At 69.3% G+C, this 25577-nt stretch carries 23 protein-coding genes; all 23 read right to left on the minus strand.

Going from position 1 to position 25577, the window contains the following annotated elements; all coding sequences use genetic code 11:
• Window positions 1–4: 4 nt before the first annotated feature.
• Window positions 5–379, minus strand: coding sequence for a DUF2784 domain-containing protein (locus WG923_RS22910; RefSeq protein ID WP_340353321.1), 375 nt, complete (start codon window positions 377–379; stop codon window positions 5–7).
• Window positions 379–1188 carry a DUF429 domain-containing protein gene (locus WG923_RS22915; protein WP_340353322.1) on the minus strand — a complete coding sequence of 270 codons (810 nt, stop codon included), beginning with the start codon at window positions 1186–1188 and terminating at the stop codon, window positions 379–381. The genes WG923_RS22910 and WG923_RS22915 overlap by 1 nt, the downstream gene beginning before the upstream one ends.
• A gap of 4 nt (window positions 1189–1192) precedes the next feature.
• The gene (locus WG923_RS22920) at window positions 1193–2074 is read right to left on the minus strand and encodes a DMT family transporter (RefSeq protein WP_340353323.1); all 882 of its coding nucleotides are present in this window, start codon (window positions 2072–2074) and stop codon (window positions 1193–1195) included.
• A gap of 15 nt (window positions 2075–2089) precedes the next feature.
• Window positions 2090–2512, minus strand: a complete 423-nt coding sequence (locus tag WG923_RS22925) for a BLUF domain-containing protein (protein WP_340353324.1) — start codon at window positions 2510–2512, stop codon at window positions 2090–2092.
• 2 nt (window positions 2513–2514) lie between these two features.
• Window positions 2515–3246, minus strand: a complete 732-nt coding sequence (folE, locus tag WG923_RS22930) for a GTP cyclohydrolase I (RefSeq protein WP_340353325.1) — start codon at window positions 3244–3246, stop codon at window positions 2515–2517.
• Window positions 3247–3287: 41 nt separating this feature from the next.
• Window positions 3288–5012 (minus strand): ATP-dependent DNA ligase, encoded by a 1725-nt coding sequence (locus WG923_RS22935; RefSeq protein WP_340353326.1) that lies wholly within the window; start codon window positions 5010–5012, stop codon window positions 3288–3290.
• Window positions 5013–5157: 145 nt separating this feature from the next.
• Window positions 5158–6183, minus strand: coding sequence for a ligase-associated DNA damage response exonuclease (locus WG923_RS22940; RefSeq protein WP_340353327.1), 1026 nt, complete (start codon window positions 6181–6183; stop codon window positions 5158–5160).
• 88 nt (window positions 6184–6271) lie between these two features.
• Window positions 6272–7489, minus strand: a complete 1218-nt coding sequence (gene clsB / locus WG923_RS22945; protein WP_340353328.1) for a cardiolipin synthase ClsB — start codon at window positions 7487–7489, stop codon at window positions 6272–6274.
• A gap of 6 nt (window positions 7490–7495) precedes the next feature.
• Complete coding sequence (locus WG923_RS22950) at window positions 7496–8224, minus strand: endonuclease/exonuclease/phosphatase family protein (RefSeq protein ID WP_340353329.1); 729 nt, start codon at window positions 8222–8224, stop codon at window positions 7496–7498.
• Entirely contained in the window at window positions 8221–8670 is a 450-nt protein-coding gene (gene nudB, locus WG923_RS22955) for a dihydroneopterin triphosphate diphosphatase (protein WP_340353330.1), read from the minus strand. Before nudB ends, WG923_RS22950 begins: the two co-directional genes overlap by 4 nt.
• Window positions 8671–8770: 100 nt before the next feature.
• Window positions 8771–10558 carry an aspartate--tRNA ligase gene (gene aspS / locus WG923_RS22960; RefSeq protein WP_340353331.1) on the minus strand — a complete coding sequence of 596 codons (1788 nt, stop codon included), beginning with the start codon at window positions 10556–10558 and terminating at the stop codon, window positions 8771–8773.
• Window positions 10559–10617: 59 nt separating this feature from the next.
• The gene (locus WG923_RS22965; RefSeq protein ID WP_340353332.1) at window positions 10618–11226 is read right to left on the minus strand and encodes a DUF502 domain-containing protein; all 609 of its coding nucleotides are present in this window, start codon (window positions 11224–11226) and stop codon (window positions 10618–10620) included.
• A 92-nt stretch (window positions 11227–11318) separates the two neighbouring features.
• Window positions 11319–11636, minus strand: coding sequence for an FmdB family zinc ribbon protein (locus WG923_RS22970; RefSeq protein WP_340353333.1), 318 nt, complete (start codon window positions 11634–11636; stop codon window positions 11319–11321).
• Between the two features lie 97 nt (window positions 11637–11733).
• Complete coding sequence (locus WG923_RS22975; RefSeq protein ID WP_340353334.1) at window positions 11734–13218, minus strand: sodium:solute symporter family protein; 1485 nt, start codon at window positions 13216–13218, stop codon at window positions 11734–11736.
• 81 nt (window positions 13219–13299) lie between these two features.
• On the minus strand, window positions 13300–14859 hold the full coding sequence (ubiB, locus tag WG923_RS22980) for a ubiquinone biosynthesis regulatory protein kinase UbiB (RefSeq protein WP_340353335.1): 1560 nt from the start codon (window positions 14857–14859) through the stop codon (window positions 13300–13302).
• Window positions 14856–15461 (minus strand): hypothetical protein, encoded by a 606-nt coding sequence (locus tag WG923_RS22985; protein ID WP_340353336.1) that lies wholly within the window; start codon window positions 15459–15461, stop codon window positions 14856–14858. The genes ubiB and WG923_RS22985 overlap by 4 nt, the downstream gene beginning before the upstream one ends.
• Window positions 15462–15503: 42 nt before the next feature.
• Window positions 15504–16502, minus strand: a complete 999-nt coding sequence (locus WG923_RS22990) for a Tim44 domain-containing protein (protein WP_340353337.1) — start codon at window positions 16500–16502, stop codon at window positions 15504–15506.
• A 32-nt stretch (window positions 16503–16534) separates the two neighbouring features.
• Window positions 16535–17266, minus strand: coding sequence for a bifunctional demethylmenaquinone methyltransferase/2-methoxy-6-polyprenyl-1,4-benzoquinol methylase UbiE (gene ubiE, locus WG923_RS22995; RefSeq protein WP_340353338.1), 732 nt, complete (start codon window positions 17264–17266; stop codon window positions 16535–16537).
• Between the two features lie 13 nt (window positions 17267–17279).
• Window positions 17280–17690: a DUF971 domain-containing protein gene (locus WG923_RS23000; protein ID WP_340353339.1), complete on the minus strand. Its 411-nt coding sequence runs from the start codon at window positions 17688–17690 to the stop codon at window positions 17280–17282.
• A gap of 37 nt (window positions 17691–17727) precedes the next feature.
• On the minus strand, window positions 17728–19362 hold the full coding sequence (locus WG923_RS23005) for a ShlB/FhaC/HecB family hemolysin secretion/activation protein (RefSeq protein WP_340353340.1): 1635 nt from the start codon (window positions 19360–19362) through the stop codon (window positions 17728–17730).
• Window positions 19363–19477: 115 nt separating this feature from the next.
• Window positions 19478–20857 (minus strand): FecR family protein, encoded by a 1380-nt coding sequence (locus tag WG923_RS23010; protein WP_340353341.1) that lies wholly within the window; start codon window positions 20855–20857, stop codon window positions 19478–19480.
• A 138-nt stretch (window positions 20858–20995) separates the two neighbouring features.
• Window positions 20996–21427, minus strand: a complete 432-nt coding sequence (locus WG923_RS23015; protein ID WP_340353342.1) for an HIT family protein — start codon at window positions 21425–21427, stop codon at window positions 20996–20998.
• Between the two features lie 79 nt (window positions 21428–21506).
• On the minus strand, window positions 21507–25403 hold the full coding sequence (locus WG923_RS23020; RefSeq protein ID WP_340353343.1) for an FAD/FMN-binding oxidoreductase: 3897 nt from the start codon (window positions 25401–25403) through the stop codon (window positions 21507–21509).
• Between the last annotated feature and the right edge of the window lie 174 nt (window positions 25404–25577).

The raw sequence follows: 25577 nt of genomic DNA on the forward strand, positions 1-25577 counted from the left end.
GAGCCTAATCCAAACGGCGCCGCCGCGGTTGCCACGCCACGGCCGCGTACACCGCCACGTTGAAGGCCAGCAGGCCCGCGCCGAGCAGCAGCTGCACCTCGCGCGTCAGCTCCGCGGGGTAGAGCACGGGCAGCAGGTAGTGCTCCACGAAGCCGCCCTGGTAGGCGGCCGTGCCTGCCGCCGCGCGCAGCGCGTTCTCCAGCGGCGTGAGCGGGCAGATGCGGCCGGTGAACTCCACGAAGGCCGCCCACGCCAGGGCCGGCAGGTGCAGCAGCGCCACCCAGCGCCAGCGCAGCACCAGCAGGCCGCCCGCGAGGGCGAAGGCGACGAAGGCCAGGTGGAGCACGACCACCGCATCGGCCAGCAGGCGTTCGAGCATCACGCGCTCACGATCCAGCCTTCCAGCGGGTCGAGGTCCTCGGGCAGCCCGAAGTGCGGGGCGCCCTGGCGCGCGGCCCACGCCGCCTGCACCAGGCACAGCACGGCGTCGAGGCTGTCGCCGCTGGCGTCCTCGGCCAGCGCATCGCGCTGCGCGTTGGTCAGCCTCAGTCGCAGGCCGAGCCGCGTGCGGCCCTGTTCCAGCGCGGTGATCAGGTCCTTGCGTGCGATCAGCCGCTCCGGCGTCTGTTTGGCCTTGTCGTCGCTCTTGTAGCTGCTGCGGCCGATCAGCTCGCGGGCGAGCAGGCCGGGATAGGCTTCCAGCGCCACGCGCTGCGGGTCGCCCTCCTGCAGCCCCGGCATGTGCACGCCGGCTTCCAGCAGCAGCGGAACCGCGGCGTGCAGCATGTAGGCCACCGGCGGGTTGACCCACTTCATCGACGGGCTCGATCCCGCCAGCTTGTCGAAGCGGCGGTGCGCGAATTTCGAGCCGGCCGGGCGCGCCGCGCAGTAGGCAGCGAAGGTCTCGCGGATCTGCGGGCGCGTCATCGCGCCATAGTGCCGCATGCATTCGCGCCAGCCGGTCGGCCAGCCGAGATGTTCGACCAGCGCGCGCGGCAGCCCGAACGGGAAGTCGAAGCCGCCGATCCATTCCAGCGGCTGCCGCAGCCACTCCCCGAAGCCCGCGAGCGTCTCGATGCGTTCGATGCGCGTGAGCTGCACGCGCCCGCCCGCCTCCTCGCCGAGCGCGAGCAGGATCGGCTTGCGCCGCGTGGGGGCGCTGGAGAAATCGCAACCGAGGAGGAGCATGCGGCTAGCCTAACGCCAATGCCATCACGCCCGCGGCGATGCAGGCGGCGCCGGCCAGGCGCAGCAGCCGATCGCCTTCACCCAGCAACTGCCCGCCGATCAGGGCCGCGAACAGCATGGACACCTCGCGCGCCGGGGCCACGTGGGACAGGGGCGCGACCTGCACCGCGTACAGCACGAGCACGTAGGAGACGGGGCTGACGATCCCCACGAACAGCGCGTGCTTCCACTGCAGCCGCCACACCCGGCGTGCGGCTGGCAGGTCCCGCAGCACCGGCGGGCCGACGACGAGGATGCGCAATACGCCGCCGACGTAATCGACCAGGATCGGCGACAGCAGCAGCACCTTCACCGCATAGCCATCCACCACGGTGTAGCTGGCGATGAAGACGCCGCTGGCCACGCCGTAGAACATGCCCTTGTGCAGGCGCTGCCGGGCCTGCGCGTCCTGCGAGCGGCGCCACAGGGCGGGCCCGCCCGCGATCAGGAACACGCCGGCCACCACGCCTGCGATGCCGGCCCCGCCGAGCGCGGTGAGTTCTTCCCCGAGCAACCACAAGGCGGCGAAGGAGGACAACAGCGGCCCCGCGCCGCGCGCAAGCGGATACACCACGGTCAGGTCCGCCTTGCGGTAGCCGCGCAGCAGCAGCAGGTAATAGCCCGAGTGCAGCAGGGCGCTCAGCGCCATCAACGACCATTCGCGTGCCCCCCACCCGGGCAGCGCGCGCCAGCCGACCCACGCACCCAGCGGCGCCCAGGTGACGATGTTGACCAGGGTGCTGAAGGCGGCGAAGCGGACGTCGCCACCGGCGCGCTTGGCGACGATGTTCCAGCTGGCGTGGATCAGGCCCGCGAGCAGCACCAGCGCCAGCGCACCCGCGGGCATCGGGTCGGGAGCGCGTCAGCCGCGGCCGCAGATCGCGGCCGTCGCCGCCAGGTCTTCCAGCAGCGACAGGGAGACCTTGCCCGAGACGGAATACGGGTCGAGTTCGGGCTTCTCGGAGTACTTCAGGAGCGTGGTGTGGTTCAGCTTGGAGATGTTCACCTGCCCCATGCTCCAGCCGCCGAAGCGGCGCTCGAGGATTTCCTCGTAGTGCAGCAGCGCGACATCCTTGTGCCGCTTGTCCTTCTGGATGGTGGCGAACAGCTCGCTCACCTGCATGCGGCCACCCTCCATGCATTGCAGGAAGATGCCGTCGCCGTAGCACAGGATGCCCGTGATGCCGCAGGCCTGGTTGTGCTCGCGCCCCTCCCGCAGGATGGCCTCGATCGCCTGTTCGCTGGCATCGACCGCGCGGCTGCAATAAAGGAGGCGAACCAGCATGCTCAGTCTTTCCGGGGGATCAGCGCGAGGAATTCGCGGCGCAGCGTGGAGTCCTTCAGGAAGGCCCCGCGCATCACCGAGTTGATCATCTTGCTGTCCAGGTCTTTCACGCCGCGCCAGGCCATGCAGTAGTGGCGGGCCTCCATCACGAGCGCCAGGCCATCGGGCTGCGTCTTTTCCATGATCAGGTCGGCCAGTTGCACCACGGCCTCTTCCTGGATCTGGGGCCGGCCCATGATCCACTCGGCCAGCCGCGCGTACTTGGACAGGCCGATCACGTTGGTGTGCTCGTTGGGCATCACCCCGATCCACAGCTTGCCGACGACCGGGCACAGGTGGTGGCTGCAGGCGGAGCGCACCGTGATCGGGCCGACGATCATCAGCTCGTTGAGGTGTTCCGCGTTGGGGAATTCGGTGATCGGCGGCTGCTTGACGTAGCGGCCCCGGAACACCTCGGTGAGGTACATCTTGGCCACGCGCCGGGCCGTGTTGCCCGTGTTGTGGTCGTTCGTGGTGTCGATGACCATGCTGTCGAGCACGGCCTGCATCTTCTCCTCGACCTCGTCGAGCAGCAGTTCCAGTTCGCCGGGCTCGATGTAGTCGGCGATGTTGTCGTTGGAATGGAAACGCTTGCGCGCCGCCAGCACGCGCTCGCGGATCTTGACCGAAACGGGCGTGCCCTCGTCGAAGGCGGCCTGGCTCAGTTGACTGGTCGGATCGGCTTTCATCAACATGGTCGACTTTAACATCCGCTGGTTGTGACCCTGCATGGATGCTACGAACCCAGCAGGCGTTCCAGGTCCTGCAGGGTATTTGCCTCGTGCAGGGGTTTGTCGTGCCGGATCCGAAGCATGCGCGGGAAGCGTACCGCGATCCCGCTGCGGTGCCGGCCGCTGCGCTGGATGCCCTCGAAGCCCAGCTCGAACACCAGGGTGGGCCGGACGCTGCGCACCGGCCCGAACTTCTCGATCGTGGTCTTGCGGATCAGGGCGTCGACCTCGCGGAACTCCTCGTCGGTGAGCCCCGAATACGCCTTGGCGAAGGGCACGAGCTGCAGTTCGCCGGGCACGGGCGGCTCCTTGCGCACCATCTTCTGCGCCACTTCCTCGGCTTCCTCCTTGCCGGCTGGCGGGCGGTTCCAGACGGCGAAGGTGTAGTCGGTGTGGACCGAGGACCGGCGGCCGTGCCCCGGCTGGGCGTACACCAGCACGCAGTCGATGGTCATGGGGTCGATCTTCCACTTCCACCACAGGCCTTCGGCTTTCGTGCGGCCGGTGCCGTAGGCCGCGTCCAGGCGCTTGAGCATGAAACCCTCGACGCCGCGCTCGCGCGATTGTGCGCGGACGCGGGCGAAGTCGAACCAGGAGCCTGCGCGCTCCACCGGCGAGAGGCGGAACGGCGTGCCGGCCAGCAGCGCCTCCAGGCGCGAGCGGCGTTCGCCTTGTGGCAGCGCTCGGACGTCCTGCCCGCCCTGCTCCAGCAGGTCGTAGGCCATGAAGCTGACCGGCGCATCGGCCAGGATCTTCTTCGTGAGGTTCTTGCGGCCGATGCGCTGCTGCAGGAGCGCGAACGGCGCCGGCCGGCCCACGACCTCGCCCGTTTCCTCGTCGGCCTCGTCCTTCCACACCAGGATCTCGCCATCGAGCACCGTGCCGTCCGGCAGCGTGCGGGCCAGCGCCTCGATCTCCGGAAAGCGGTCGGTCACGAGTTCCTCGCCGCGCGACCAGATCCAGACCTGGCCGCCGCGCTTGATCACCTGCCCGCGGATGCCGTCGTACTTCCACTCCACCATCCAGTCCGTCACCGGCCCCAGGCGCGAGGAGAAGAGTTCGGGCGGCACATCGAGCTGGTGGGCGAGGAAGAAGGGATAGGGCTGGCCGGCGTCCGGCTGCTCCACGACGCCTTCTTCGGCCTTGGCGATCAGCGCCTCGTAGCGTTCCGGCGAGGGCACCACCTTGCCGTCGGTGTAGCCCATCATGCGCTGGGCGACCCGCTTGGCGTCGACGCCGGCATGCGCGGCGAGCGCGCGCTGCACCAGCAGCTTGCTCACCCCGACGCGGAAGCCGCCGCCCACCAGCTTGGTGAGCAGGAAGCGGCCGAGCGTATCGAGTTCCCACCAATAGGTGCCCACGCGCCTGGCCACTTCCTCCTCCGGCAGGCCGCGCAGGGGCAGCAGGCGCTCCTCCACCCACTCGGCCAGCCCGACGTCTGAGGGTTCGTTGCCGCGCGGCAGCACCAGGGAGATCGTCTCCGCGAGGTCACCGACCTGCTGGTAGCACTCGTCGAACAGCCACGCGTCGATCTGCGCGAGGTTGCACGCCAGGCTCACGAGCGCGCCCGTCTTCACCACCTGCCGCGGCTTGCCCCCCGCCAGGAAGTACACCGCCCAGGCCGCATCGCGCGCCGGCGCCTCGTCGAAGTAGCGCGTCAGCGCCTCCACCTTCTCGTTGGTCGATGTGGTGGCGTCGAGTTCGCTGAAGAGGCGGGCGAAGCGCTTCATGCGACAGCGGAGATCGGACTGCCGGACGCAGAGGACGCGAAGGGTACGCAGAGGACGCAAAAGAAAACCTTCAAGATATTCTTCTTTGTCTTTTTCGCGTCCTCTGCGTACCCTTTGCGTCCTCTGCGTCCGGCAGTTTGGTTTTTCAAGCGCTGCCCTCCCCCGCCTGCAGGTCGGCCTCGACGACGTCGTCGCCGTACTCCGTCTCGAACGCCTCCGCCTGCAGGCCGCGCTCGCGCAGGTAGCGCACCATCGCCGCCGAACTGCCGTGCGTGACGATCACGCGCTGCGCGCCGGTGGCCGCGATCGCCTCGTGCAGGCCGGGCCAGTCGGCGTGGTCGGAGAGCACGAAGCCGCGGTCGTAGCCGCCGCGGCGGCGGTTGCCGCGCACCTGCATCCAGCCGCTGGCGAAGGCCGTCTGCGCATCGCCGAAGCGGCGCAGCCACGGGCTGCCCACGGCACTGGGCGGGCAGACGACGAGGCAGCGCCGCAGGTCCGCCTTGTCCTTGACCTCGGTGACCATGCTCGTGTCGGGCAGCGCCACGCCCGCGGAGCGGTAGGCCTCGTTGAGCGGCCGCACCGCGCCATGCACGACGATCGGCCCGATCGAAGGATCGACGCCGGCGAGCACCCGCTGCGCCTTGCCGAAGCTGTAGCAGGCCAGCACGCTCGCGCGCGCATGGTCCACGTTGCGGGCCCACCAGGTGTTGATGTCCGCGAACAGCTCCTCGTCGGGGCACCAGCGGTAGATCGGCAGGCCGAAGGTCGATTCGGTGATGAAGACGTCGCAGCGCACCGGCTCGAAGGGCGCGCAGGTGGGATCGGGCGCGACCTTGTAGTCGCCGCTGGCCACCCACACCTGGCCGCCGTGCTCCAGGCGGACCTGGGCCGACCCGAGCACGTGGCCCGCAGGATGCAGCGATACGGTCACGCCGTGGTGCTGCAGGCGTTCCCCGTAGGGCAGAGTCTGCAGGGGGATGTCGCCCAGGCGCGAGCGCAGCACGCCCTCGGCCGGCGCGGCGGCGAGATAGTGGCCGTTGCCCAAGCGTGCGTGGTCCGAGTGGGCGTGCGTGATCACGGCCCGCGCGACCGGCCGCCACGGATCGATGTAGAAATCGCCCGGCGGGCAGTACAGCCCCTCCGGGCGCTGCACGACGAGATCGGCGGTCATGAAGCCACCCCCAGGCTCCGCACTCCGTGCTGCGCCTCCCCCCTGCGCAAGCGGCGGGGGCGAGCGCCTTCGGGCGGCCGGGCGGCGCTCACAGGTACTTCTTCCCCTGGATCGCGAGCAGCGCCCGCATCACGACCAGCGCCAGCCGCTCCTTCATGCGCTGCAGCGGCGGGCGGCGCTCGTAGGCGGCGGCGTCCATGCGCTGGCCCTCGTTGCGCATGGCCGCCACGAGGCGCTCGCGCAGGCGCGCGGCGAAGCCGCGGTCTTCCACCACCACGTTGGCTTCGCGCGCCAGCAGCAGGCTCAGGGGATCGAGGTTGGACGAGCCGACCGTCGCCCAGTGCCCGTCGATCACGGCCACCTTGGCATGCAGGAAGCTCGGCGCGTACTCGTGGATCTCCACGCCGGCGCGCAGCAGCGCGCCGAACACCGGCCGCGACGCGTAGTACTGCATGAAGTACTCGTAGCGTCCCTGCAGCAGCAGGCACACGCGCACGCCGCGGCGCGCGGCGCCCACCAGCGCGCGCCGCATGCGCCCGCCGGGGACGAAATAGGCGTTCGCGATGATGATCTCCTCGCGGGCCCGGCCGATGGCCCGCAGGTAGGCGCGCTCGATGATGGCGCGCCGGCGCAGGTTGTCGCGCAGCAGCAGGGCCGCCCGGACGTTGGCGTGGCCTTCCCCGGCCGGCGCGGGCCGGGCAGGGACGCGTCCGGTCGCGGTCCGCAGCAGTTCGAAGGCGCCGCTCCACCGGGCCCGCCGCAGTTGCCCCACCGCCTCGATGCGGGACCACTGGCGCACGATCGTGGCGCGGATCTCGTGGACCAGCGGGCCTTCGACACGCAGCGAGAAGTCGAAGCGCGGCGAGGTGAGCGCACCGTGGTTCGGGTCGTGGAAGTCGTCCAGGATGTTGATGCCGCCGCAGAAGCCAATCGCGTCGTCGACCACGCACAGCTTGCGGTGCAGGCGCCGCCACTGCCCCGGCCACAGCAGGCCCAGCGCGCCGACCGGCGAATACACCACCCATTGCACCGTCGCCTGGTCGAAGCGGTCGCGCCAGAAGGCGGGCAATTGCGGCGTGCCCACGCCATCGACGATCAGCCGCACCATCACGCCGCGCCGGCCGGCGCGCTCCAGCGCATACGCCACCTCGGCGCCGCTGCCGGTGAAATCGAAGATGTAGGTTTCCAGCAGCACCTCGGTGCGCGCGGCGTCGATCGCCGCCACCAGCGCAGGAAAGAACTCGCGGCTGCCCTCGAGCAGCTGCAGGTGATGGCCGAGGCGCAGGGGCGGGACTGCGTGCGGCATGCCGGCCTACAGCTTGAAGTCGGCGATCAGGGGCAGGTGGTCCGACATGCGCCACCAGATCCGGCCGCGGGGCACCTGCAGGCCCGCCGGCTTCATGCCGCGCGCATAGACGAAATCCAGCTGCGTGATCGGCAGGCGCGAGGGATACGTGTTGGCCCGCTCGCCCACGAAGTCCTGCAGGCCCAGCTTGTGCATCGCCGGCCGCAGCTTCGCGCCCCAGTCGTTGAGGTCGCCCGCCACCACCAGCGGCGCCTTCCTCGGCACCTCGCGCTCGATGTAGCGGCCCAGCTGCTCGATCTGCCGCAGCCGGCTGCCGGCGATCAGGCCCAGGTGGAGCACGATCACGTGCACGTTGCGGCGCTTGACCTCCACCTGGACGTGCAGCAGTCCGCGCTGCTCGAAGCGGTGGTCCGACATGTCCTCGTGGCCCTGCGACACCACCGGCCAGCGCGATAGCAGCGCGTTGCCGTGCTCGCCGTGCCGGGTGCGCGCGTTGGTCTGGTAGACCGCGAAGTAGCCCTCCGGGCACAGGAACTCGGCCTGCGGCAGCTCGGGCCACTGGGTGAAGTAGCGCTCCTCGCGGCGGTGGACCTTGCGCACTTCCTGCAGGCACACGACATCGGCGTCGAGCTGCTCCACCGCGTGCCCGAGGTTGTGGATCTCGAGCCTGCGCACGGGGCCGAGGCCCTGCACGCCCTTGTGGATGTTGTAGGTGGCGACCCGTAGCAGGCTCATTGCATGAATTCTGGCAGCATCAGGATCGCTTCCGCATTCGAGGGCGAGAAGCAGGTATCGGCCGCCTTCCGGTATGGCAGCCACTGGTACGCCGTGTGCTCGCGCGGGTTCAGCGTCACCGGCGTGCCGGCCGGCACGCACAGGCCGAAGACGTGCTCGCGGTTGCGCGTGACGCCCGGCGCGTAGCGGTGCAGGTACTGCGGGTAGATGTCGTAGACGTTCTCGAGGCCCCAGTCGGCGAGCCTGCCGATGGCGCAGTCGATCCCGGTTTCCTCGCGCACCTCGCGGATCGCGGTCTGCTGCAAGGCTTCGTCCTCGTGGTCCTTGGAGCCCGTGACGGACTGCCAGTGGCCGGGGGAATCGGTGCGGTTGATCAGCAGCACGTCGAGGCCCGGCGTGTGGATCACCACGAGGACCGAGAGCGGGATCTTGTAGGGCTTGGACATGGGGCAGGTTCATTCTGCCGCAGGCCCCGTGGAAAGGGGCGCTGCCGCGAGCGCCCCCCACCCTGGCCCTCCCCCCGGAGGGGAGGGAGCAAATCCCTTCCTACGCCCCCGGCAGGTTGCGCAGGCGGATGTGCAGTTCGCGCAGCTGCTTCTCGTCGACCGGGCCCGGCGCCTGGGTCAGCAGGTCCTGCGCGCGCTGGGTCTTCGGGAAGGCGATCACGTCGCGCAGCGACTCGGCGCCCGTCATCAGCATCACGAAGCGGTCCAGGCCGATGGCGATGCCGCCGTGCGGCGGCGCGCCGTACTGCAGCGCGTCCAGCAGGAAGCCGAATTTCGCCTTGGCTTCCTCCTCGCCGATCTTCAGCGCGCGGAACACCTTGCTCTGCACGTCCTCGCGGTGGATCCGCACCGAGCCGCCGCCCAGCTCGATGCCATTGAGCACCGCGTCGTAGGCCTTGGCCACGCAGCGGCCCGGATCGGTCTCCAGCCAGTCCTCGTGGCCCTCCTTGGGCGAGGTGAAGGGGTGGTGCACCGCGTTCCAGCGCTGCGCGTCCTCGTCGAACTCGAACATCGGGAAGTCGACCACCCACAGCGGCTGCCACTGGCCTTCGGTCAGGCCGTGCGACTTGCCGAACTCGCTGTGGCCCACCTTCACGCGCAGCGCGCCGATGGCGTCGTTGACCACCTTGGACTTGTCGGCGCCGAAGAAGACGAGGTCGCCGTTGCGCGCGCCCGTGCGCTTGAGGATCTCGGCGATGGCGGCGTCGTGCAGGTTCTTCACGATCGGCGACTGCAGGCCGTCGCGCCCCGCCCCCACGTCGTTGACCTTCACCCAGGCCAGGCCCTTGGCGCCGTAGATCTTCACGAACTCGGTGTAGCCGTCGATCTCGCCGCGGCTCATCTCGGCGCCGTGCGGCACGCGCAGGCCGACCACGCGGCCGTCCTCGGCGTTGGCCGGGCCGGAGAACACCTTGAAGTCGACGTCCTTCATCACGTCGGTGAGTTCGGTGAATTCGAGCTTGACGCGCAGGTCCGGCTTGTCGGAACCATAGAGGCGCATGGCGTCGGCGTGCTTCATCACCGGGAACGGCGGCAGGTCGACGTTGATCACGTTCTTGAACGTGCTGCGGATCATGCCCTCGAACATGGCGCGGATCTCTTCCTCCAGCATGAAGGAGGTCTCGACGTCGATCTGCGTGAACTCGGGCTGGCGGTCCGCGCGCAGGTCCTCGTCGCGGAAGCACTTGGTGATCTGGTAGTAGCGGTCGAAGCCGGAGACCATCAGCAGCTGCTTGAACAGCTGGGGCGACTGCGGCAGTGCGAAGAACATGCCGTCGTGCACGCGCGAGGGCACCAGATAGTCGCGCGCGCCTTCCGGCGTGGACTTGGTCAGCATCGGCGTCTCGATGTCGATGAAGCCGTTGGCGTCCATGAACTTGCGCACTTCCATCGTCACCCGGTAGCGCAGCATCAGGTTGTTCTGCATGTACGGGCGGCGCAGGTCCAGCACGCGGTGCATCAGGCGCGTGGTCTCCGACAGGTTCTCGTCATCGAGCTGGAAGGGGGGCGTGACCGAGGGGTTCAGCACGGTCAGCTCGTGGCACAGGACCTCGATCCTGCCGCTCTTCAAGTTCTCGTTGACGGTGCCGGCGGGACGCGCGCGCACCAGGCCCTTGACCTGGATGCAGAACTCGTTGCGCAGGCCTTCGGCCGCCTTGAACATGTCCGGGCGGTCCGGGTCGCACACCACCTGCACGTAGCCTTCGCGGTCGCGCAGGTCGACGAAGATCACGCCGCCGTGGTCGCGGCGGCGGTTCACCCAGCCGCACAGGGTGACGGTCTGGCCCAGCAGGGCCTCGGTCACCAGGCCGCAATAGGTGGTACGCATGGATTGAGCAGTCACGGACATCCCGCGGCCACCTTGCGGCGCCGCGTCCTTCTTCGGGTTCAGGTGGAGATTCTGGGGGAGACGACGCCCATGGAGACGACGTACTTGAGCGCCTCGTCGACGCTCATCTTCAGTTCGATGCAGTCGCTCTTGCGCAGCATCACGAAATAGCCGCCGGTGGGGTTCGGCGTGGTGGGCACGTAGACGCTGACGTATTCGTCCCCGCGCAGGTAGGTGGTGACGTCGCCGCCGGGGGTGCCGGTGACGAAGGCGATGGTCCAGACGTCCGCGCGCGGCCACTGCACCAGCACCGCCGTGCGGAAGGCATTGCCGCTCTCGGAGAACAGCGTGTCCGAGACCTGCTTGACGCTGGAATAGATGCCGCGCACGACCGGGATGCGCGCGACGATGCGGTCGCCGAAGTTGACGAGCTTCTTGCCAATGAAGTTGCTGGCGATCGCGCCCACCAGCAGCAGGATGGCCAGCGTGAGCACCACGCCCAGCCCGGGGATGCGCAGGCCCAGCACATGCTCCGGCTGCCAGTCGGTGGGCAGGATCAGCAGCGTCTGGTCGAGGGTGTCGATGACCCAGCGCAGCACGGCGACCGTGACGGCCACCGGCACCATGACGAGCAGCCCCGCCAGCAGCCACTTGCGCAAGGCGTGCATTCAGCCTCCGCCGAGCCGTCTCAAGGAGGCTGAAGCCCCCTCGGGGGGCAGCGACCCACACGCAGTGGGGGAGCGTGGGGGCATCATTTCTCTCAGTGGCAGGCGCAGGAGGCGCCGCAGCCGCCGGCGGACGCGCTGGGCGTCTCCGGCTTGGGGGACGCCGGGGTGGCCTCGCCCTTGCCGCTGTCGGCAGGCTTGTCCTCGGACTTGGCGGCGGGGGCGCCGGCGCCGCCGCGGAAATCGGTGGCGTACCAGCCCGAGCCCTTGAGCTGGAAGCCCGCCGCCGTGATCTGCTTGGCGAACGTGCCCGCACCGCACTCGGGGCAGGTGCTCAGGGCGGGGTCGGAAATCTTCTGCAGAACATCCTTGGCATGGCCACAGGAGCCGCACTTGTAAGCGTAGATGGGCATGGCTTGGTCAGGAGGTCTGATGCAAAGCCTTCAATTATAGTCGGCAGGGCCGAACTCAACCCCCGTCGCCCCGGCGCAGGCGGGGGCCCGGGGCTTGCTAGCGCGCCTGCTGCGTCGCCGGCAGCCCCGCCACGTGGTGCACCGACTCGTGCCGGTTGCGCAGCTTCTGCGGCAGGATCGAGCCGACCACCATGCCCGCGAAGCCGGCCAGCAGGCCCGCTAGCTGCCCCGGGAACAGGTGGGCGAGATGATCGCCGCCGACCTGCGGGAAGAACAGCAGCCAGACGCCCACCCCGAAGGCCACCGAGCAGATCGCCCCCTGGGTGGTGGCGCGCTTCCAGTACAGGCCCATCACCAGCGGCACGAAGGCGCCGACCAGGGTGACCTGGTAGGCCGCCGACACCAGGTCGTAGATCGGCATGCCCTTCATCGCGATCGCATAGGCCAGCACCAGGGCGGTGAAGGTCACGATCGTCGCTCGCATCGCGAACAGCTGCTGCTTGTCCGTCATGCCGGGGCGCAGGTTCTTCAGGATGTTCTCGACGAAGCTGGTGGAAGGCGCCAGCAGCGTCGCGGAGGACGTGCTCTTGATCGCCGACAGCAGCGCGCCGAAGAACAGGATCTGCATTACCAGCGGCATCTTCGTCAGCACGAAGGTGGGCAGCACGCGCTGGTAGTCGTTGCGCGCCATCTCCAGGGCGCCGTCGCCCATCACCACCACGGCGCTGGCCACGATGAACATCGGCACGAAGGCGAACAGGATGTACGAGACGCCGCCGATCACCGCGCCGTTGCGCGCCGTCTCGGCGTTGCGGGCCGACATGACGCGCTGGAACACGTCCTGCTGCGGGATGCTCCCCAGCATCATGGTCAGCCCCGCGCCGACGAACATCGCGATCTCGGTGAAGTTCGGCGGCGGCAGGAAGCGCCACAGGTTCTGCGACTCGATCGAGGCCAGCACCTTGCCGGTGCCGCCGGCGAGGTCGGCGGAGAACATGGCGATGATCGACAGGCCGACGACCAGCACGATCATCTGGATGAAGTCCGTCCAGGCCACCGCCAGGAAGCCGCCGATCACCACGTAGATCAGCACCGCCAGGGTGCCGACGATCATGCCCGTGGTCTCGGACATGGCGCCGTTGGTGAGCACGGAGAACACCAGGCCCAGCGCGGTGATCTGCGCCGCCACCCAGCCCAGGTAGCTCAGGATGATCGCGCTGGAGCAGAACACCTCGATGCCGCGCCCGTAACGCTGGCGGTAGAAGTCGCCGATGGTCAGCAGGTTCTGCCGGTAAAGCCTGGCCGCGAAGAACAGGCCGACCAGGATCAGGCAGGTGCCGGCGCCGAACGGGTCTTCCACGATGGCGCCCAGGCCGCCCTGCACGAACTTGGCGGGGATGCCCATGACCGTTTCCGCACCGAACCAGGTCGCGAACGTCGTCGTGACGACCATGATCAGCGGCAGGCTGCGGCCGGCGATCGCGAAGTCGCTGGTGTTCTTGATGCGCGTGCCTGCCCAGACGCCGATGGCGAGCGTCCCCAGCAGGTACAGGACGACGAAGGTGATCAGCGTGTAATTCATGGTCGACCCCCAGGGCAATCGGCGCGCCCGTCCCATTCGGGCGTCGGAATTATGCCCGACCGTGGCAAAGGGGCAAGAAGCTCAGAACAGGCGGATGCGCACGACGAACTGCATCACGATCAGCCCGAGCGCGAAGCCCACGCCGCCGTAGATGATCCCCTGCAGCAGCCGGTTGGTGCGCTTGAGTTCGGCGACCAGTTCGTCGGCCTCGTGGCGCAGCAGCCCGCGTTCGCGCCGCAGGTACTTGTGGATCAGGTGCGGCAGTTCCGGCAGGATCTTGGCGTAGCGCGGGGCCTGGTCGCGCAGTTCCTCCCAGAGCTTGTGCGGGCCCACCTGGTCCAGCATCCAGCGTTCCAGGAAAGGCTTGGCGGTGTTCCACAGGTCCAGCTCCGGATCGAGCTGGCGGCCCAGGCCTTCGATGTTCAGGAGCGTCTTCTGCAGCAGCACGAGCTGCGGCTGGATGTCGACGTTGAAGCGGCGCGACATCTGGAACAGGCGCATCAGCACCATGCCCAGCGAGATCTCCTTGAGCGGCCGGTCGAAGTACGGCTCGCAGACGGTGCGCACGGCGCCTTCGAGTTCGTCGACGCGCGTCCCCGGGGGCACCCAGCCCGATTCGATGTGCAGTTCGGCCACCCGCTTGTAGTCGCGGCGGAAGAAGGCCGTGAAGTTCTGCGCCAGGTATTCCTTGTCGTACTCCGTCAGCGTGCCGATGATGCCGAAGTCCAGCGAGATGTAGCGGCCGAAGGTGCCCTGCGCCAGGCTCACCTGGATGTTGCCCGGGTGCATGTCGGCGTGGAAGAAGCCGTCGCGGAACACCTGGGTGAAGAAGATCGTCACGCCGTCGCGCGCGAGCTGGCGCAGGTCCACGCCGGCGCCGACCAGGCGATCCACCTGGCTGATCGGAACGCCGTCCATGCGCTCCATCACGATCACTTCCGGGTGCACGAAGTCCCAGTACATCTCCGGGATCAGCACCAGGTGCAGGCCGGCCATGTTGCGGCGCAGTTGCGCGGCGTTGGCGGCCTCGCGCACCAGGTCCAGCTCGTCGTGCAGGTACTTGTCAAACTCGGCGACCACCTCGCGCGGCTTCAGGCGGCGGGCGTCGGAGGACAGGCGTTCGACCCAGCGCGCCATCATGCGCATCAGGTCCAGGTCCTTGTCGATCACCGGCAGCACGCCGGGGCGCAGCACCTTCACGGCGACCTGCTTGAGCTCCCCCGTGCGCAGGCGCAGGGTGGCGAAGTGCACCTGCGCGATCGAGGCGCTGGCCACCGGCTCGCGCTCGAAGCTCTCGAAGACGGTGTCGATGGGGCGCCGGAACGCGCGCTCGATCGTGGCCACCGCGACTTCCGACGGGAACGGCGGCACCCGGTCCTGCAGCAGCGAGAGCTCGTCGGCGATGTCCTGCGGCAACAGGTCGCGCCGCGTGGACAGCACCTGGCCGAACTTGACGAAGATCGGCCCCAGGTGCTCGAAAGCCTGCCGCAGGCGCTGGCCGCGCGGGGCGGTGATGCGGCGTCCCAGCCGCACGAGCCGCGCGAGTCCGCGCGTCACGCGGAAGCCGGAGAGCGCCAGCTCGTCCAGCCCGTAGCGCAGGATCACCCAGAGGATGAAGGCGGCGCGCAGGTAGCGCGTCATCCGCCGGCCTGCCCCGGAGTGCTGGGGCCGCCGGGCGCGCCGGGCGCGCCCGGCGTGCCGGACGTGCCGGGGCCTGCCGGGGCGCTGCCGCGGCCGACGAAGCCGCGCACGGCTTCGGCCATGCGGCGCGCCGCCGTGGCGACGGCATGGGCCGGCGCATCGCCGAACACGCGCGCGAGGTCCTCCTCGAGGTCCCAGCGGACGTGGTCGACCAGCCACTGCACCTCGGCGGCGAGCTGCACGTCGCCGGCGATGCGCACGCCCGGCTTCTCGCCGCGCAGGGCGGCCTGCGCGAGCGACAGCGGCGACTCGTCGGTGAAGGTCAGGGTGAGGTCGGGGTTCTGCGTGATCGGGCCCAGGTCCAGCAGCCCGGCCGGCGTGGCCTGCAGCCGGACGCTGAACACGCGCCAATGCGCCTCGACGACGCGGCCCGCCTGCCGTTTCAGGCGCGCCTGTGCCTCGGGCTCCTGCTGCAGCACGTGGTTGAGCATCAGCACGATGCGGCGCTGCATCTCCTCCACCATCCACGACGGCGGCTGCAGCAGCTTGCCGGCGCGTTCAATGATCTGGTCCAGAAACGAAGCGGGGGATGGTGTGGCCATCCCCCGATTATCGCGTCACGGCGCCGGGCGCCCGACGGCCGGCTACTGGAGCGCCTGCACTCCTGCGACCAGCCAGCCCGCGGTGCCGTCCTTCGGCTTGACCATGTTCCACACCTCGCGGAACGGCGCGGGGCCGGCCGAGGGCTCCTCGCGGATCATGCCGGAGAACTCCACGCTGGCCATGTACTCGGTGGCGAGCTCCTCGATCCCGAGCAGCTGCGCCTCGAGCATCTCCACCTCGGTGCGCTGCGAAGCGGCCTGCGGCTCGCGCTCGCGGTCCGCCATCTGCTTGCGCACCTCGGCGAGCATCTCGTCGGTCATCATGCTGCGCAGCGTGCTCATGTCGCCGCGGTCCCACGCGCTTTGCAGCGTCGTGAAGTTGCGCTTGGCCGCCTGCAGGAAGCCGTCGGCGTCGAAGCCCGCGGGCACGCCCCAGTTCTGCGAGCCGGCCAGTACGTTGCCCTGGCCTTCCAGCGCCGAGCCGATGCGCACGCCGCCCGCCGGCGCGGCCTGTTCGGCGCCGAAGGTGGACTCCCAGGGACGCGCGGAGGCATCGTTGCCCACCTTCGCCGGGTTGTACTGGCGCAGGGGCGCGGGTGCATCGGCACTGGTGCCGGCCGCCTGGTACGCATAGCCCTGCGCGGCCTGCTGGCGCCGCGCGCGCATCATGCCGAACACGGCCAGGCCCACCAGCGCCAGGAGCGCGAACAGCAGGAACTGGCCGAAGCCGGCGCCGAAGCCGAGGGAATGCGCCAGCCAGGCGAGCCCCAGGCCCGCGGCCAGGCCGCCCAGCATGCCGCCCCAGCGGCTGCGGGCCGGCTGCTGCGCCGGCGTGGCCGGCGCGCCGGGCTGGGCCGTCGGGCTGCGCTGCTGCTGCACGTTGGACGGCGCCGGTGCCACCGCCGGCGGCGTGGCCTGGCGCTGCGTCACGTTGGACGACTGGCGGCCGATGGAGCCTCCGCCGCCGAACCGGCGCGCGGCATCGGCATCCATCGCACCGAAGGCCAGGGCCATCGCCAGCATCACGGTCAAGATCTTCATGGTCGCACTCCTTTGCCTGCCCAGATGGGGGCTCAGCACTTGATTCCAACGTGCAGGGCCGCGACGCCCGCCGTCAGGTTGTGGTAGTCCACGTGGCCGAAGCCGGCCATCTTCATCATGCCCTTGAGCTCTTCCTGGCCGGGATGCATGCGGATCGACTCGGCCAGGTAGCGGTAGCTCGCCTCGTCGCGCGCGATGAAGCGGCCCAGCCGCGGCAGCACGTTGAAGGAGTACCAGTCGTACGCCTTTTCGAGCGGGCGCGCAACCTTGGAAAACTCCAGCACCAGCAGCTTGCCCCCGGGCTTGAGCACGCGGTGCATCTCGGCCAGGGCCTTGTCCTTGTGCGTCATGTTGCGCAGGCCGAAGCCGACGCTCACCCGGTCGAAGCTGTCGCGGGCGAAGGGCAGTTTCTCCGCATCGCACACCAGGGTGGGCAGGACGAGGCCGGCATCGAGCAGGCGGTCGCGTCCCACGCGCAGCATGGAGGCGTTGATGTCCGTGTGGACGACCATGCCGGTGCTGCCGACCTTGCTGGCGAAGGCCTGGGCCAGGTCGCCGGTGCCGCCCGCGATGTCCAGCACGCGCTGGCCCGGCTTGAGGTCGGCGCACAGCACCGTGTAGGCCTTCCAGGCGCGGTGCAGGCCGAGCGACATCAGGTCGTTCATGACGTCGTAGCTGGGGGCGACCGAATCGAAGACGCCCCGCACGCGCCGGGCCTTCTCGCGCTCCTCGACGGTCTGGAAGCCGAAGTGGGTCTCGCTCATCTCTTTGCTGTCCTCAGTGGCCGCAGGAGTGGCCCGCCTTGGCGGGCATGGGGGCGTCGCGGTCGGCGCCGGCTTCCTGCAGGCGGCGTTCGTAGTCCTGCCAGAGCTGCGCCTGCTGGGAGCCGAGGTGGTACAGGTAGTCCCAGGAATAGATGCCGCTGTCGTGGCCGTCGGAGAACACGGGCTTGACGGCGTAGTTGCCGATCGGCTCCAGCTCCACGATGTCGACCGTGCGCTTGCCGGTCTGCAGCACCTCCTGCCCGGGGCCGTGCCCCTGCACCTCGGCCGAGGGCGAATACACGCGCAACAGCTCGAAGGGAAGGCGGAACACCGAACCGTCGGCAAAGCCGACCTCCAGCACGCGCGAAGCGCCATGCAGGGTGATGGATTCGGGGGAAGGAGTCTCGCTGCGCAAACCGGCCATGGTGCCAGTTTAAGCGCAGCGCGGCCGTTCGGAGGGCCTAGAAGCGATACGAGAGGTTGATATAGAAACGATCGTCGCCGTTCTGCGGCGAATTCGAGTTCAGCGCCAGCGGCACCTTGCTGCCCTGCACGATGCGCCCGTAGTCCAGGGAGGCGCCGAAGCCCCCGATGGCGTAGCGCAGGCCGATGCCCACGCTGGCGAGCCGGTCCGACGACGGCTTGTTGAAGCCGTTGGGCTTGTTGTTCCAGAGCCAGCCGGCGTCCACGAAGCCGAGCAGCCGCAGGCCCGCCAGCAGCTCCGGCGTGGTGACTTCGAGCGTGGCGGAGAGGCCCTTGTCGCCGGAGATCGGCCGCTCGATGTCCGTGCCGCGCACGGAGCCGAGGCCGCCCAGGCCGAACTGCTCGCCGGAGATCAGCACGTCGGGGCTGTACTGGTACAGCGAGCGCAGCGACCACAGCCACGTCTGCGCCAGCGGCGCGGTGTAGCTGGCGCCGCCGCGCAGGGCCTTCCAGCGGATGGTGTCTATGCGCGGGTCCTCGCTCTGGTAGGACGGCAGGTCGTTGTGGGCGCCGGAGCCGGTGTTGGCCGCGATCTCCGCGTTGTAGCCCCAGATGGCGCGGTCGGTCTCGGTGCGCGCGGTGTAGCCCAGGGTGATCGGGCGGCTGCGGCGGTCGAGCGCGCCGGGCGCGACGATGTCGTTGATCTTGGCGGCGTCGAACACCTTGTCGTCCAGGCCCAGGCTCACGTAGCTGCGCCGGCCGCCCTGCGGCGCCAGGTACAGGGTGTAGCTCAGGCCCAGCGTGTGGCCGGCGCCGGTGCTGGTGAAGGCGCCGAAGTTGCCCACCACGTCGGAGCGGGTGTAGCTGGCGCCGATCACGCCGCCGGCGCCGTACAGCGGCACCTTGTACGCCAGGCCCAGTTGCCGGACGTCGCTGGTGCGCTGCAACGAGGTGGTATAGGCGCCGATGAACTGGTGGTCGCGGTTGAACAGGTTGGTGTGGCCCGCCGTGAGGGTCACGCGGTCACGCCCGGTGGAGGCCGAACCCGCGTTGGAGGCCGCCAGGCCGAGCGTCCAGGGCCGCAGCTCGCGCACGGTGATGGTGGCGTCGATCTTGTCCGGCTCGTCCGACTCGCGCAGCCCCACCTGCACCTGCTTGTTCGGGTTCTCGTTGGCGATCGCGGTCTGCACCGCCAGCCGCTTGAAGTTCGGGCTCTCCCCTTCGCGCAGTTCCGGCAGCGTGCGGCGGATGTTCTCCACGTCGTAGATCTGGCGGCCTTCGATGTCCACCTTGCCCACCGCGAACTTGACGACGGCGAGCCTGACCGTCTGCCCCACTTCCTGCGGCAGCAGCGCGACGCGGTGCAGGCCGAAGCCGGCGGCGCGGAAGGCGGCCTCGAGGGCGGCGGTGGCCTGCTGCAGGGTGGCCAGCGTGGCATCGGGACGCACGTAGGGGGCCAGCACGCGCTGGGCCGCCGCCTCGCCGATCGGGTTCTCGCCTTCGAGCTGGAAGCCGCGGATGGGGAACACCGCCGGGGCGGCGGGTTGCGCCATGGGAGGCGTGGGGCGCGCAGGCGCGGGAGCCGGGGACTGCTGGGCGCCGGCGGAGCCGGCCGCGAGCGCCGCGAGCGCAAGGAGCCGCGCGGCGAGCGGCGTGGGAGTGCCTCGTCTCATGTTTCTTCCCGCTCTCTCTCGTTCTTCTCTCTCGGGCGGCCATTGTGGCCGCGGGCATGCTGTTTGTCACCCGCCCCGCTGGGGGAGGCGCGCCCTCCCTTCGGTGGAGGCGCGCCTACTTGCAGACGTTCGCGCTGCGGATGCCGGACTCGCCGAGGACCGTGGTGAGCATCGGGTTGCGCGCCGTGGGCAGCGGCATCCGGTCGAACTCGATGAACTTCGGGATCAGCGACGGGCGGGCGGTTTCGCCACCGAGGCCCGCGAAGCCGGCTTCGCCCTTGCCCAGGTGCAGCACCTCGCGCGCGCTGGCGATCTCGATGTGGCCGTCGCGCACGAACACGAACAGGCCTTGCTCCGCGTCCGACACGCCCGTCGTCGCGAACAGCTTGGGCGGCACGTTCACCTGGTCGGGGCGGGTGCCTTCCATCGGCGGCTGCGTGTCCACCGGCCGGATTCCCTGCGGCGAGATGAACAGGCCCTGGCCGGCCTGCAGCACCTGCTGCGCCGTCTGGCCCTGCGGCGTGACGACGACGGTGCCGAGCCAGGACCACACCGTGAGGCCGTCGCCGCCGCCGAAGGAGGCGATCTCGTTCGCGCAGCCGCCGGTGCACACGATGTCCGCACCGGTGCCGCGGACGCCGATCGTCGCGGTCGCCGTGCTGAAGCCGACATTGCGGTTGTTCGCCTTGCCGATCAGGCCCGTGAGCGCGCGCACCGAGCCGCGCAGGATCGACACCAGGAAGCGGCCCTCGCCGGCGTTCTGCTCGTCGTAGACGAAGTTGTCGACGCGAAAGCGCGTCTGCGAGCCGAGCGTGATGCGCGAGTCGTCGCGGAAGGCCAGCACGGCCTGGGCGCCGCGCGCCGTTTCCACCACGTCGCCCGGATAGACGCTGCCGCCGTCCACCAGCCGGCGGCGCTGGCCGGCGCCGTCCACGGCGAAGATCTCGCCCTGGGAATTGATCACCTTGGCGCTGGCCTGCACGGCGTTGGGACGCGCGGTCTCGGGGATGGCCGCCGACTCGGCCGCGCAATCGCGCGCGCACAGGCGGGCGTCGAAGTCGGTGCCGCGGATGCCGATCGTGGCCGTGTTGGTCTGGATGCGAGCCGCGTTGGGCGAACCCTTGGAGATCAGGCCGGTGACGGCGCGGAAGCCGCCGCGCACCATCTGCATCAGGAAGCTGTTGTCGGGCGCGTTGTCGCGGAACTGGTACTGCTGCAGGACCATTTCCGTGTTCGGCCGGATCGTCATCCGCGTGCCGTCGGCCAGCTTGATGATCGCCGAGCCGCCGTCGGAGGTGGTCAGCCGGTCGCCTTCCTTGAGCGGCAGGCCGCGGCCGAGCGTACGGGGCGTCTCGCCCGGGCTCTGGGCGAAGCCGACGCCCCGGGAGAACTCGACCTCACCGGCGGCAGTCTGTGCCTGGACGGGTGAAGCCAGCAGGAAGCCGACGGTGGCCAGGGATGCAAGCCATTGGAATGCGAGTTGTGCGGCGCGCATGCGTACCTCCGGTAACCGGCGTTGCCGCCGGAGCGCTTGACTTTCCGAGTTATACACGCTTGCGGCTGAGACCGAACTTGCTCTCATGGAGGAGTGAGAGCGGGGGTCGTGCCGGATTTCACGCCGCATCGCCCATTTTCAGGCGGGGCGCGGCAGCAGGGCGCGCAACTCCTGCTCGAAGGCAGCGAGGCGGCCGTCCACCAGCTGCAACAGCGCCGGATCGGCGCCGCGCTGCGGCTGCGCCCACACGGCGCCGGGGAAGTGGCTGTCCTGGGCGAAACGGCCGATCACGTGCCAGTGCAGGTGCGGCACGGCATTGCCCAGCGCGGCGAGATTGACCTTGTCCGGCCGGACGTGACGCAGCATGGCCTGCTCCATCGCGACCAGCGTCTCCACGCACTCCGCACGCTCGGCGGCGGGCAGCTGGGAGAACTCGCGCACGTGTTCCTGCCAGACCAGGCGGTAGAAAGCCGGGAAGCCGGGCTCGTTCGCATGGACGATGCGCCACCGTTGCGCCTGCACCACGACCCGACCGCCGACACCGTCGCAAAGGGGACAGCCCGTGGTCATGGAGCCCCCACGCTTGTCACTTCGTGTACTGCGCTGCCCCCCGGGGGGGCCTTCGCGTCTTGGGGCGGCCCGGCGACGCTCATACCAGCACGCGCTCGATCCCGCCGGCGTTAGCGGCGCGCACGTACTCCTTCATCCAGTCCGCCCCCAGGATCCTGCTCGCCATCTCGACCACGATGTAGTCGGCCTCCAGCAGGCCGTTCTGCAGGTCGTGGCTGTAGCGGTGCATGCCCTGCAGGCAGCTGGGGCAGCTGGTGAGGATCTTGATGTTGCCCTTCTCGCCCACCGTGCCGGAAGCGCGCAGCGCGGCCTCGTCCTTGCGCAGCTCCTCCTCCTTGCGGAAACGGACCTGCGTGGAGATGTCGGGCCGCGCCACCGCCAGCGTGCCGGACTCGCCGCAGCAGCGCTCGGACTTGCGCACGTTGTCGCCGACCAGCGCCTTGACGGTCTTCAGGGGATCCTGCAGCTTCATCGGCGAATGGCAGGGGTCGTGGAACAGGTACCCGCCGGCGCCTTCGAGCTTGATGCCCTTTTCCAGCAGGTACTCGTGGATGTCGATGATGCGGCAGCCGGGGAAGATCTGGTCGAACTCGTAGCCCTGGAGCTGGTCGTAGCAGGTGCCGCAGGACACCACCACGGTCTTGATGTCCAGGTAGTTCAGCGTGTTGGCCACCCGGTGGAACAGCACCCGGTTGTCCGTGATCATCTTCTCGGCCTTGTCGAACTGGCCGGCGCCGCGCTGCGGGTAGCCGCAGCACAGGTAACCCGGGGGCAGCACCGTCTGCACGCCGGCGTGCCACAGCATGGCCTGCGTGGCCAGGCCCACCTGCGAGAACAGGCGTTCGGAGCCGCAGCCCGGGAAGTAGAAGACCGCCTCGCTCTCGGCGGTGGTGGCCTTCGGGTCACGGATGATCGGGACGTAGTTCTTGTCCTCGATGTCCAGCAGCGCGCGCGCCGTCTTGGTCGGCAGGCCGCCCGGCAGCTTCTTGTTCACGAAGTGCACCACCTGCTCCTTGATCGGGGCGGGCATGTGCGTCTCGGGCGGCGCGGTGACCTGGAAGTGCGCCAGCCCGCGCATCAGCGTGTTGCCCAGGCGCTGCGCCTTGTAGCCCACGCCGATCACCGCCGTGCGCAGCATCTTGATCGACTCGGGATTGGTGGCGTTGAGCATCAGCATCGCCGCGGCGCTGCCGGGGCGGAAGCTCTTCTGCCCCATCTTGCGCAGCAGGTTGCGCATGTTCATCGACACGTCGCCGAAGTCGATCTTCACCGGGCACGGGTTGAGGCACTTGTGGCACACCGTGCAGTGCTCGGAGACGTCCTCGAACTCCTCCCAGTGCTTGATCGAGACGCCGCGGCGCGTCTGCTCCTCGTACAGGAACGCTTCCACCAGCAGCGAGGTCGCCAGGATCTTGTTGCGCGGGCTATAGAGCAGGTTGGCGCGCGGCACATGGGTGGCGCACACCGGCTTGCACTTGCCGCAGCGCAGGCAGTCCTTGATCGAATCGGCGATGGCGCCGATGTCGGACTGCTGCATGATGATCGACTCGTGCCCCATCAGGCCGAAGGACGGCGTGTAGGCGTTGGTCAGGTCCGCGTACACCGACATGTCGGCGTCCACGGTGCCGGCCTCGGAGGGCCGCAGCAGCTTGCCCTTGTTGAAGCGGCCCTGCGGGTCGACCCGCTGCTTGTAGTCCGCGAAGGGCGCGATCTCCTCGTCGGTGAGGAATTCGAGCTTGGTGATGCCGATGCCGTGCTCGCCCGAGATCACGCCGTCGAGCGAGCGCGCCAGCAGCATGATGCGCTTCACGGCCTCGTGCGCGGTCTGCAGCATCTGGTAGTCGTCGCTGTTGACCGGGATGTTGGTGTGCACGTTGCCGTCGCCCGCGTGCATGTGCAGCGCCACCCACACGCGGCCCTTGAGCACGCGCTGGTGGATCGCGCTCACCTCGGCGAGGATGGCCGTGAAGGCATTGCCGGTGAAGATGTGCGCCAGCGGCGCGCGGATCTGCGTCTTCCAGCTCGCGCGCAGCGTGTGGTCCTGCAGCTGCGCAAACAGAGCGTCGGCGTTGTCGTGCCAGTCCTGCCACTGCGCGCGCACCTCGCGCACCAGCGCCACGGCCTGCTGCACGCGGTCTTCCAGAAGTTCGGCCGAGGGGATCTCGCCGGCGTCGTCCTGCCGGCCCAGCGGCAGGCTACCGCGGGTGAAGAAGAACTCGAGCTCGTTGGCCAGCGCGATCTTGTTGCGCAGGCTCAGTTCGATGTTGATGCGCTCGATGCCGTCGGTGTACTCCGCCATCCGCGGCAGCGGGATCACCACGTCCTCGTTGATCTTGAAGGCGTTGGTGTGCTTGCTGATCGCGGCGGTGCGCTTGCGATCGAGCCAGAACTTCTTGCGCGCCTCCGGGCTGATGGCGATGAAGCCCTCGCCGCTGCGCGAGTTGGCCAGCCGCACCACCTCGGAGGTGGCGCGGGCCACCGCGTCCGGGTCGTCGCCGGCGATGTCGCCGACCAGGACCATCTTGGGCAGCACCGCACGCTTGGACTTCGTCGTGTAGCCCACCGCCTTCAGGTAGCGGTCATCGAGGTGTTCCAGTCCCGCCAGCACGACGCCGGAGCGCTTCTGCTCGGCGAACATGAAGTCCTTGATCTCGACGATGCTGGGCACTGCGTCGCGCGCATTGCCGAAGAACTCCAGGCACACCGTGCGGGTGTGCTGCGGCATGCGGTGCACCACCCAGCGCGCGCTGGTGATCAGGCCGTCGCAGCCTTCCTTCTGGATGCCCGGCAGGCCGGAGAGGAACTTGTCGGTGACGTCCTTGCCCAGGCCTTCCTTGCGGAAGCGCGAGCCGGGGATCTCCAGCCGCTCGGTGCGCGCGGGCTTGTTCCAGTCGACCTTGCTCGCCGCGGCGAACCAGCGCAGCTCGAAAGTCGCGACCGGGGCGTCGTGGATCTTGCCGAGGTTGTGGTCCAGGCGGACCACCTCCAGCCACTCGGCATCGGGCGTGACCATGCGCCAGGACACGAGGTTGTCCAGCGCGGTGCCCCACAGCACCGCCTTCTTGCCGCCGGCGTTCATGGCGACGTTGCCGCCGATGCAGGAGGCCTCGGCCGACGTCGGGTCGACGGCGAACACGAAGCCGGCGCGTTCTGCCGCGTCGGACACGCGCTGCGTGACCACGCCCGCCTCGGTCCAGATCGTCGCCACGGGCTCGGCATGGCCGCCGATCGCCACGCGCTCGACCTCCGTCATCGCCTCGAGCTTCTCGGTGTTGATCACCGCGCTCTTCCACGTGAGCGGGATCGCGCCGCCGGTGTAGCCGGTGCCGCCCCCGCGCGGGATGATGGTCAGGCCCAGCTCGATGCAGCCCTTGACCAGGCCGGCCATCTCGGCCTCGGTGTCGGGCGTGAGGACCACGAAGGGGTACTCGACGCGCCAGTCGGTGGCATCCGTCACGTGCGACACGCGCGACATGCCGTCGAACTTGATGTTGTCCTTGCGCGTGTAGCGGCGCAGCAGGCGCTGCGTGCGCGCGCGCAGTTCGGCCGTCTCGGTGAACGCGGCGTCGAACCGGTGCACCGCGGCCCCGGCGGCCTGCAGCAGTTCGCCCACCAGCGCGTCGCGCTGCGGGTCGCCCTGGGGATCGCGGCGCTTGCCGATCTCGCTCAGGCGATGGTGCAGGGCCTCGACCAGGAGCTTGCGCCGCTTGGGGTTGTCCAGCAGGTCGTCCTGCAGGTAGGGATTGCGCTGGACGACCCAGATGTCCCCCAGCACTTCGTACAGCATGCGGGCGGAGCGGCCGGTGCGGCGTTCCTCGCGCAGGCGGTTCAGGACGTCCCAGGCGCGGGAGCCCAGCACCCGGATCACGATCTCGCGGTCGGAGAACGAGGTGTAGTTGTACGGGATCTCGCGCAGGCGGGGGGCTTCGCCATCCGCCGCGGCCATGAGTTGTTCGAGTGTCGTCGGCGCGTTCATTCTGTCAGTGCAACGTCAGCCAACAATGCGGACTCGGCTGAGAGGGGATGGTACCGCAGCGCAGCAAGCCGCTGGGGCGCAGGTATGGGAAACCCGCTTGCTGCCGGGGTACCCCGACTGTCTAATCCGCGCCACAAACAAATCGTAGAGTCGAAGACTCCACGCATCGTGAAG

Source organism: Ramlibacter sp. AN1133 (assembly GCF_037890035.1).
Classification (GTDB): domain Bacteria; phylum Pseudomonadota; class Gammaproteobacteria; order Burkholderiales; family Burkholderiaceae_C; genus Ramlibacter.

Coding starts and splice junctions, on each gene's coding strand:
- ubiE (WP_340353338.1), bottom strand. CDS start 17,266: ATGAGCGAGACCCACTTCGGCTTCCAGACCGTCGAGGAGCGCGAGAAG.
- WG923_RS23010 (WP_340353341.1), bottom strand. CDS start 20,857: ATGCGCGCCGCACAACTCGCATTCCAATGGCTTGCATCCCTGGCCACC.
- nudB (WP_340353330.1), bottom strand. CDS start 8,670: ATGTCCAAGCCCTACAAGATCCCGCTCTCGGTCCTCGTGGTGATCCAC.
- WG923_RS22950 (WP_340353329.1), bottom strand. CDS start 8,224: ATGAGCCTGCTACGGGTCGCCACCTACAACATCCACAAGGGCGTGCAG.
- WG923_RS23005 (WP_340353340.1), bottom strand. CDS start 19,362: ATGAGACGAGGCACTCCCACGCCGCTCGCCGCGCGGCTCCTTGCGCTC.
- WG923_RS22910 (WP_340353321.1), bottom strand. CDS start 379: ATGCTCGAACGCCTGCTGGCCGATGCGGTGGTCGTGCTCCACCTGGCC.
- WG923_RS22985 (WP_340353336.1), bottom strand. CDS start 15,461: ATGGCCACACCATCCCCCGCTTCGTTTCTGGACCAGATCATTGAACGC.
- aspS (WP_340353331.1), bottom strand. CDS start 10,558: ATGCGTACCACCTATTGCGGCCTGGTGACCGAGGCCCTGCTGGGCCAG.
- folE (WP_340353325.1), bottom strand. CDS start 3,246: ATGTTGATGAAAGCCGATCCGACCAGTCAACTGAGCCAGGCCGCCTTC.
- WG923_RS22990 (WP_340353337.1), bottom strand. CDS start 16,502: ATGAAGATCTTGACCGTGATGCTGGCGATGGCCCTGGCCTTCGGTGCG.
- WG923_RS22920 (WP_340353323.1), bottom strand. CDS start 2,074: ATGCCCGCGGGTGCGCTGGCGCTGGTGCTGCTCGCGGGCCTGATCCAC.
- WG923_RS22970 (WP_340353333.1), bottom strand. CDS start 11,636: ATGCCCATCTACGCTTACAAGTGCGGCTCCTGTGGCCATGCCAAGGAT.
- WG923_RS23015 (WP_340353342.1), bottom strand. CDS start 21,427: ATGACCACGGGCTGTCCCCTTTGCGACGGTGTCGGCGGTCGGGTCGTG.
- clsB (WP_340353328.1), bottom strand. CDS start 7,489: ATGCCGCACGCAGTCCCGCCCCTGCGCCTCGGCCATCACCTGCAGCTG.
- WG923_RS22925 (WP_340353324.1), bottom strand. CDS start 2,512: ATGCTGGTTCGCCTCCTTTATTGCAGCCGCGCGGTCGATGCCAGCGAA.
- ubiB (WP_340353335.1), bottom strand. CDS start 14,859: ATGACGCGCTACCTGCGCGCCGCCTTCATCCTCTGGGTGATCCTGCGC.
- WG923_RS22915 (WP_340353322.1), bottom strand. CDS start 1,188: ATGCTCCTCCTCGGTTGCGATTTCTCCAGCGCCCCCACGCGGCGCAAG.
- WG923_RS23000 (WP_340353339.1), bottom strand. CDS start 17,690: ATGGCCGGTTTGCGCAGCGAGACTCCTTCCCCCGAATCCATCACCCTG.
- WG923_RS22965 (WP_340353332.1), bottom strand. CDS start 11,226: ATGCACGCCTTGCGCAAGTGGCTGCTGGCGGGGCTGCTCGTCATGGTG.
- WG923_RS22940 (WP_340353327.1), bottom strand. CDS start 6,183: ATGACCGCCGATCTCGTCGTGCAGCGCCCGGAGGGGCTGTACTGCCCG.
- WG923_RS22935 (WP_340353326.1), bottom strand. CDS start 5,012: ATGAAGCGCTTCGCCCGCCTCTTCAGCGAACTCGACGCCACCACATCG.
- WG923_RS22975 (WP_340353334.1), bottom strand. CDS start 13,218: ATGAATTACACGCTGATCACCTTCGTCGTCCTGTACCTGCTGGGGACG.
- WG923_RS23020 (WP_340353343.1), bottom strand. CDS start 25,403: ATGAACGCGCCGACGACACTCGAACAACTCATGGCCGCGGCGGATGGC.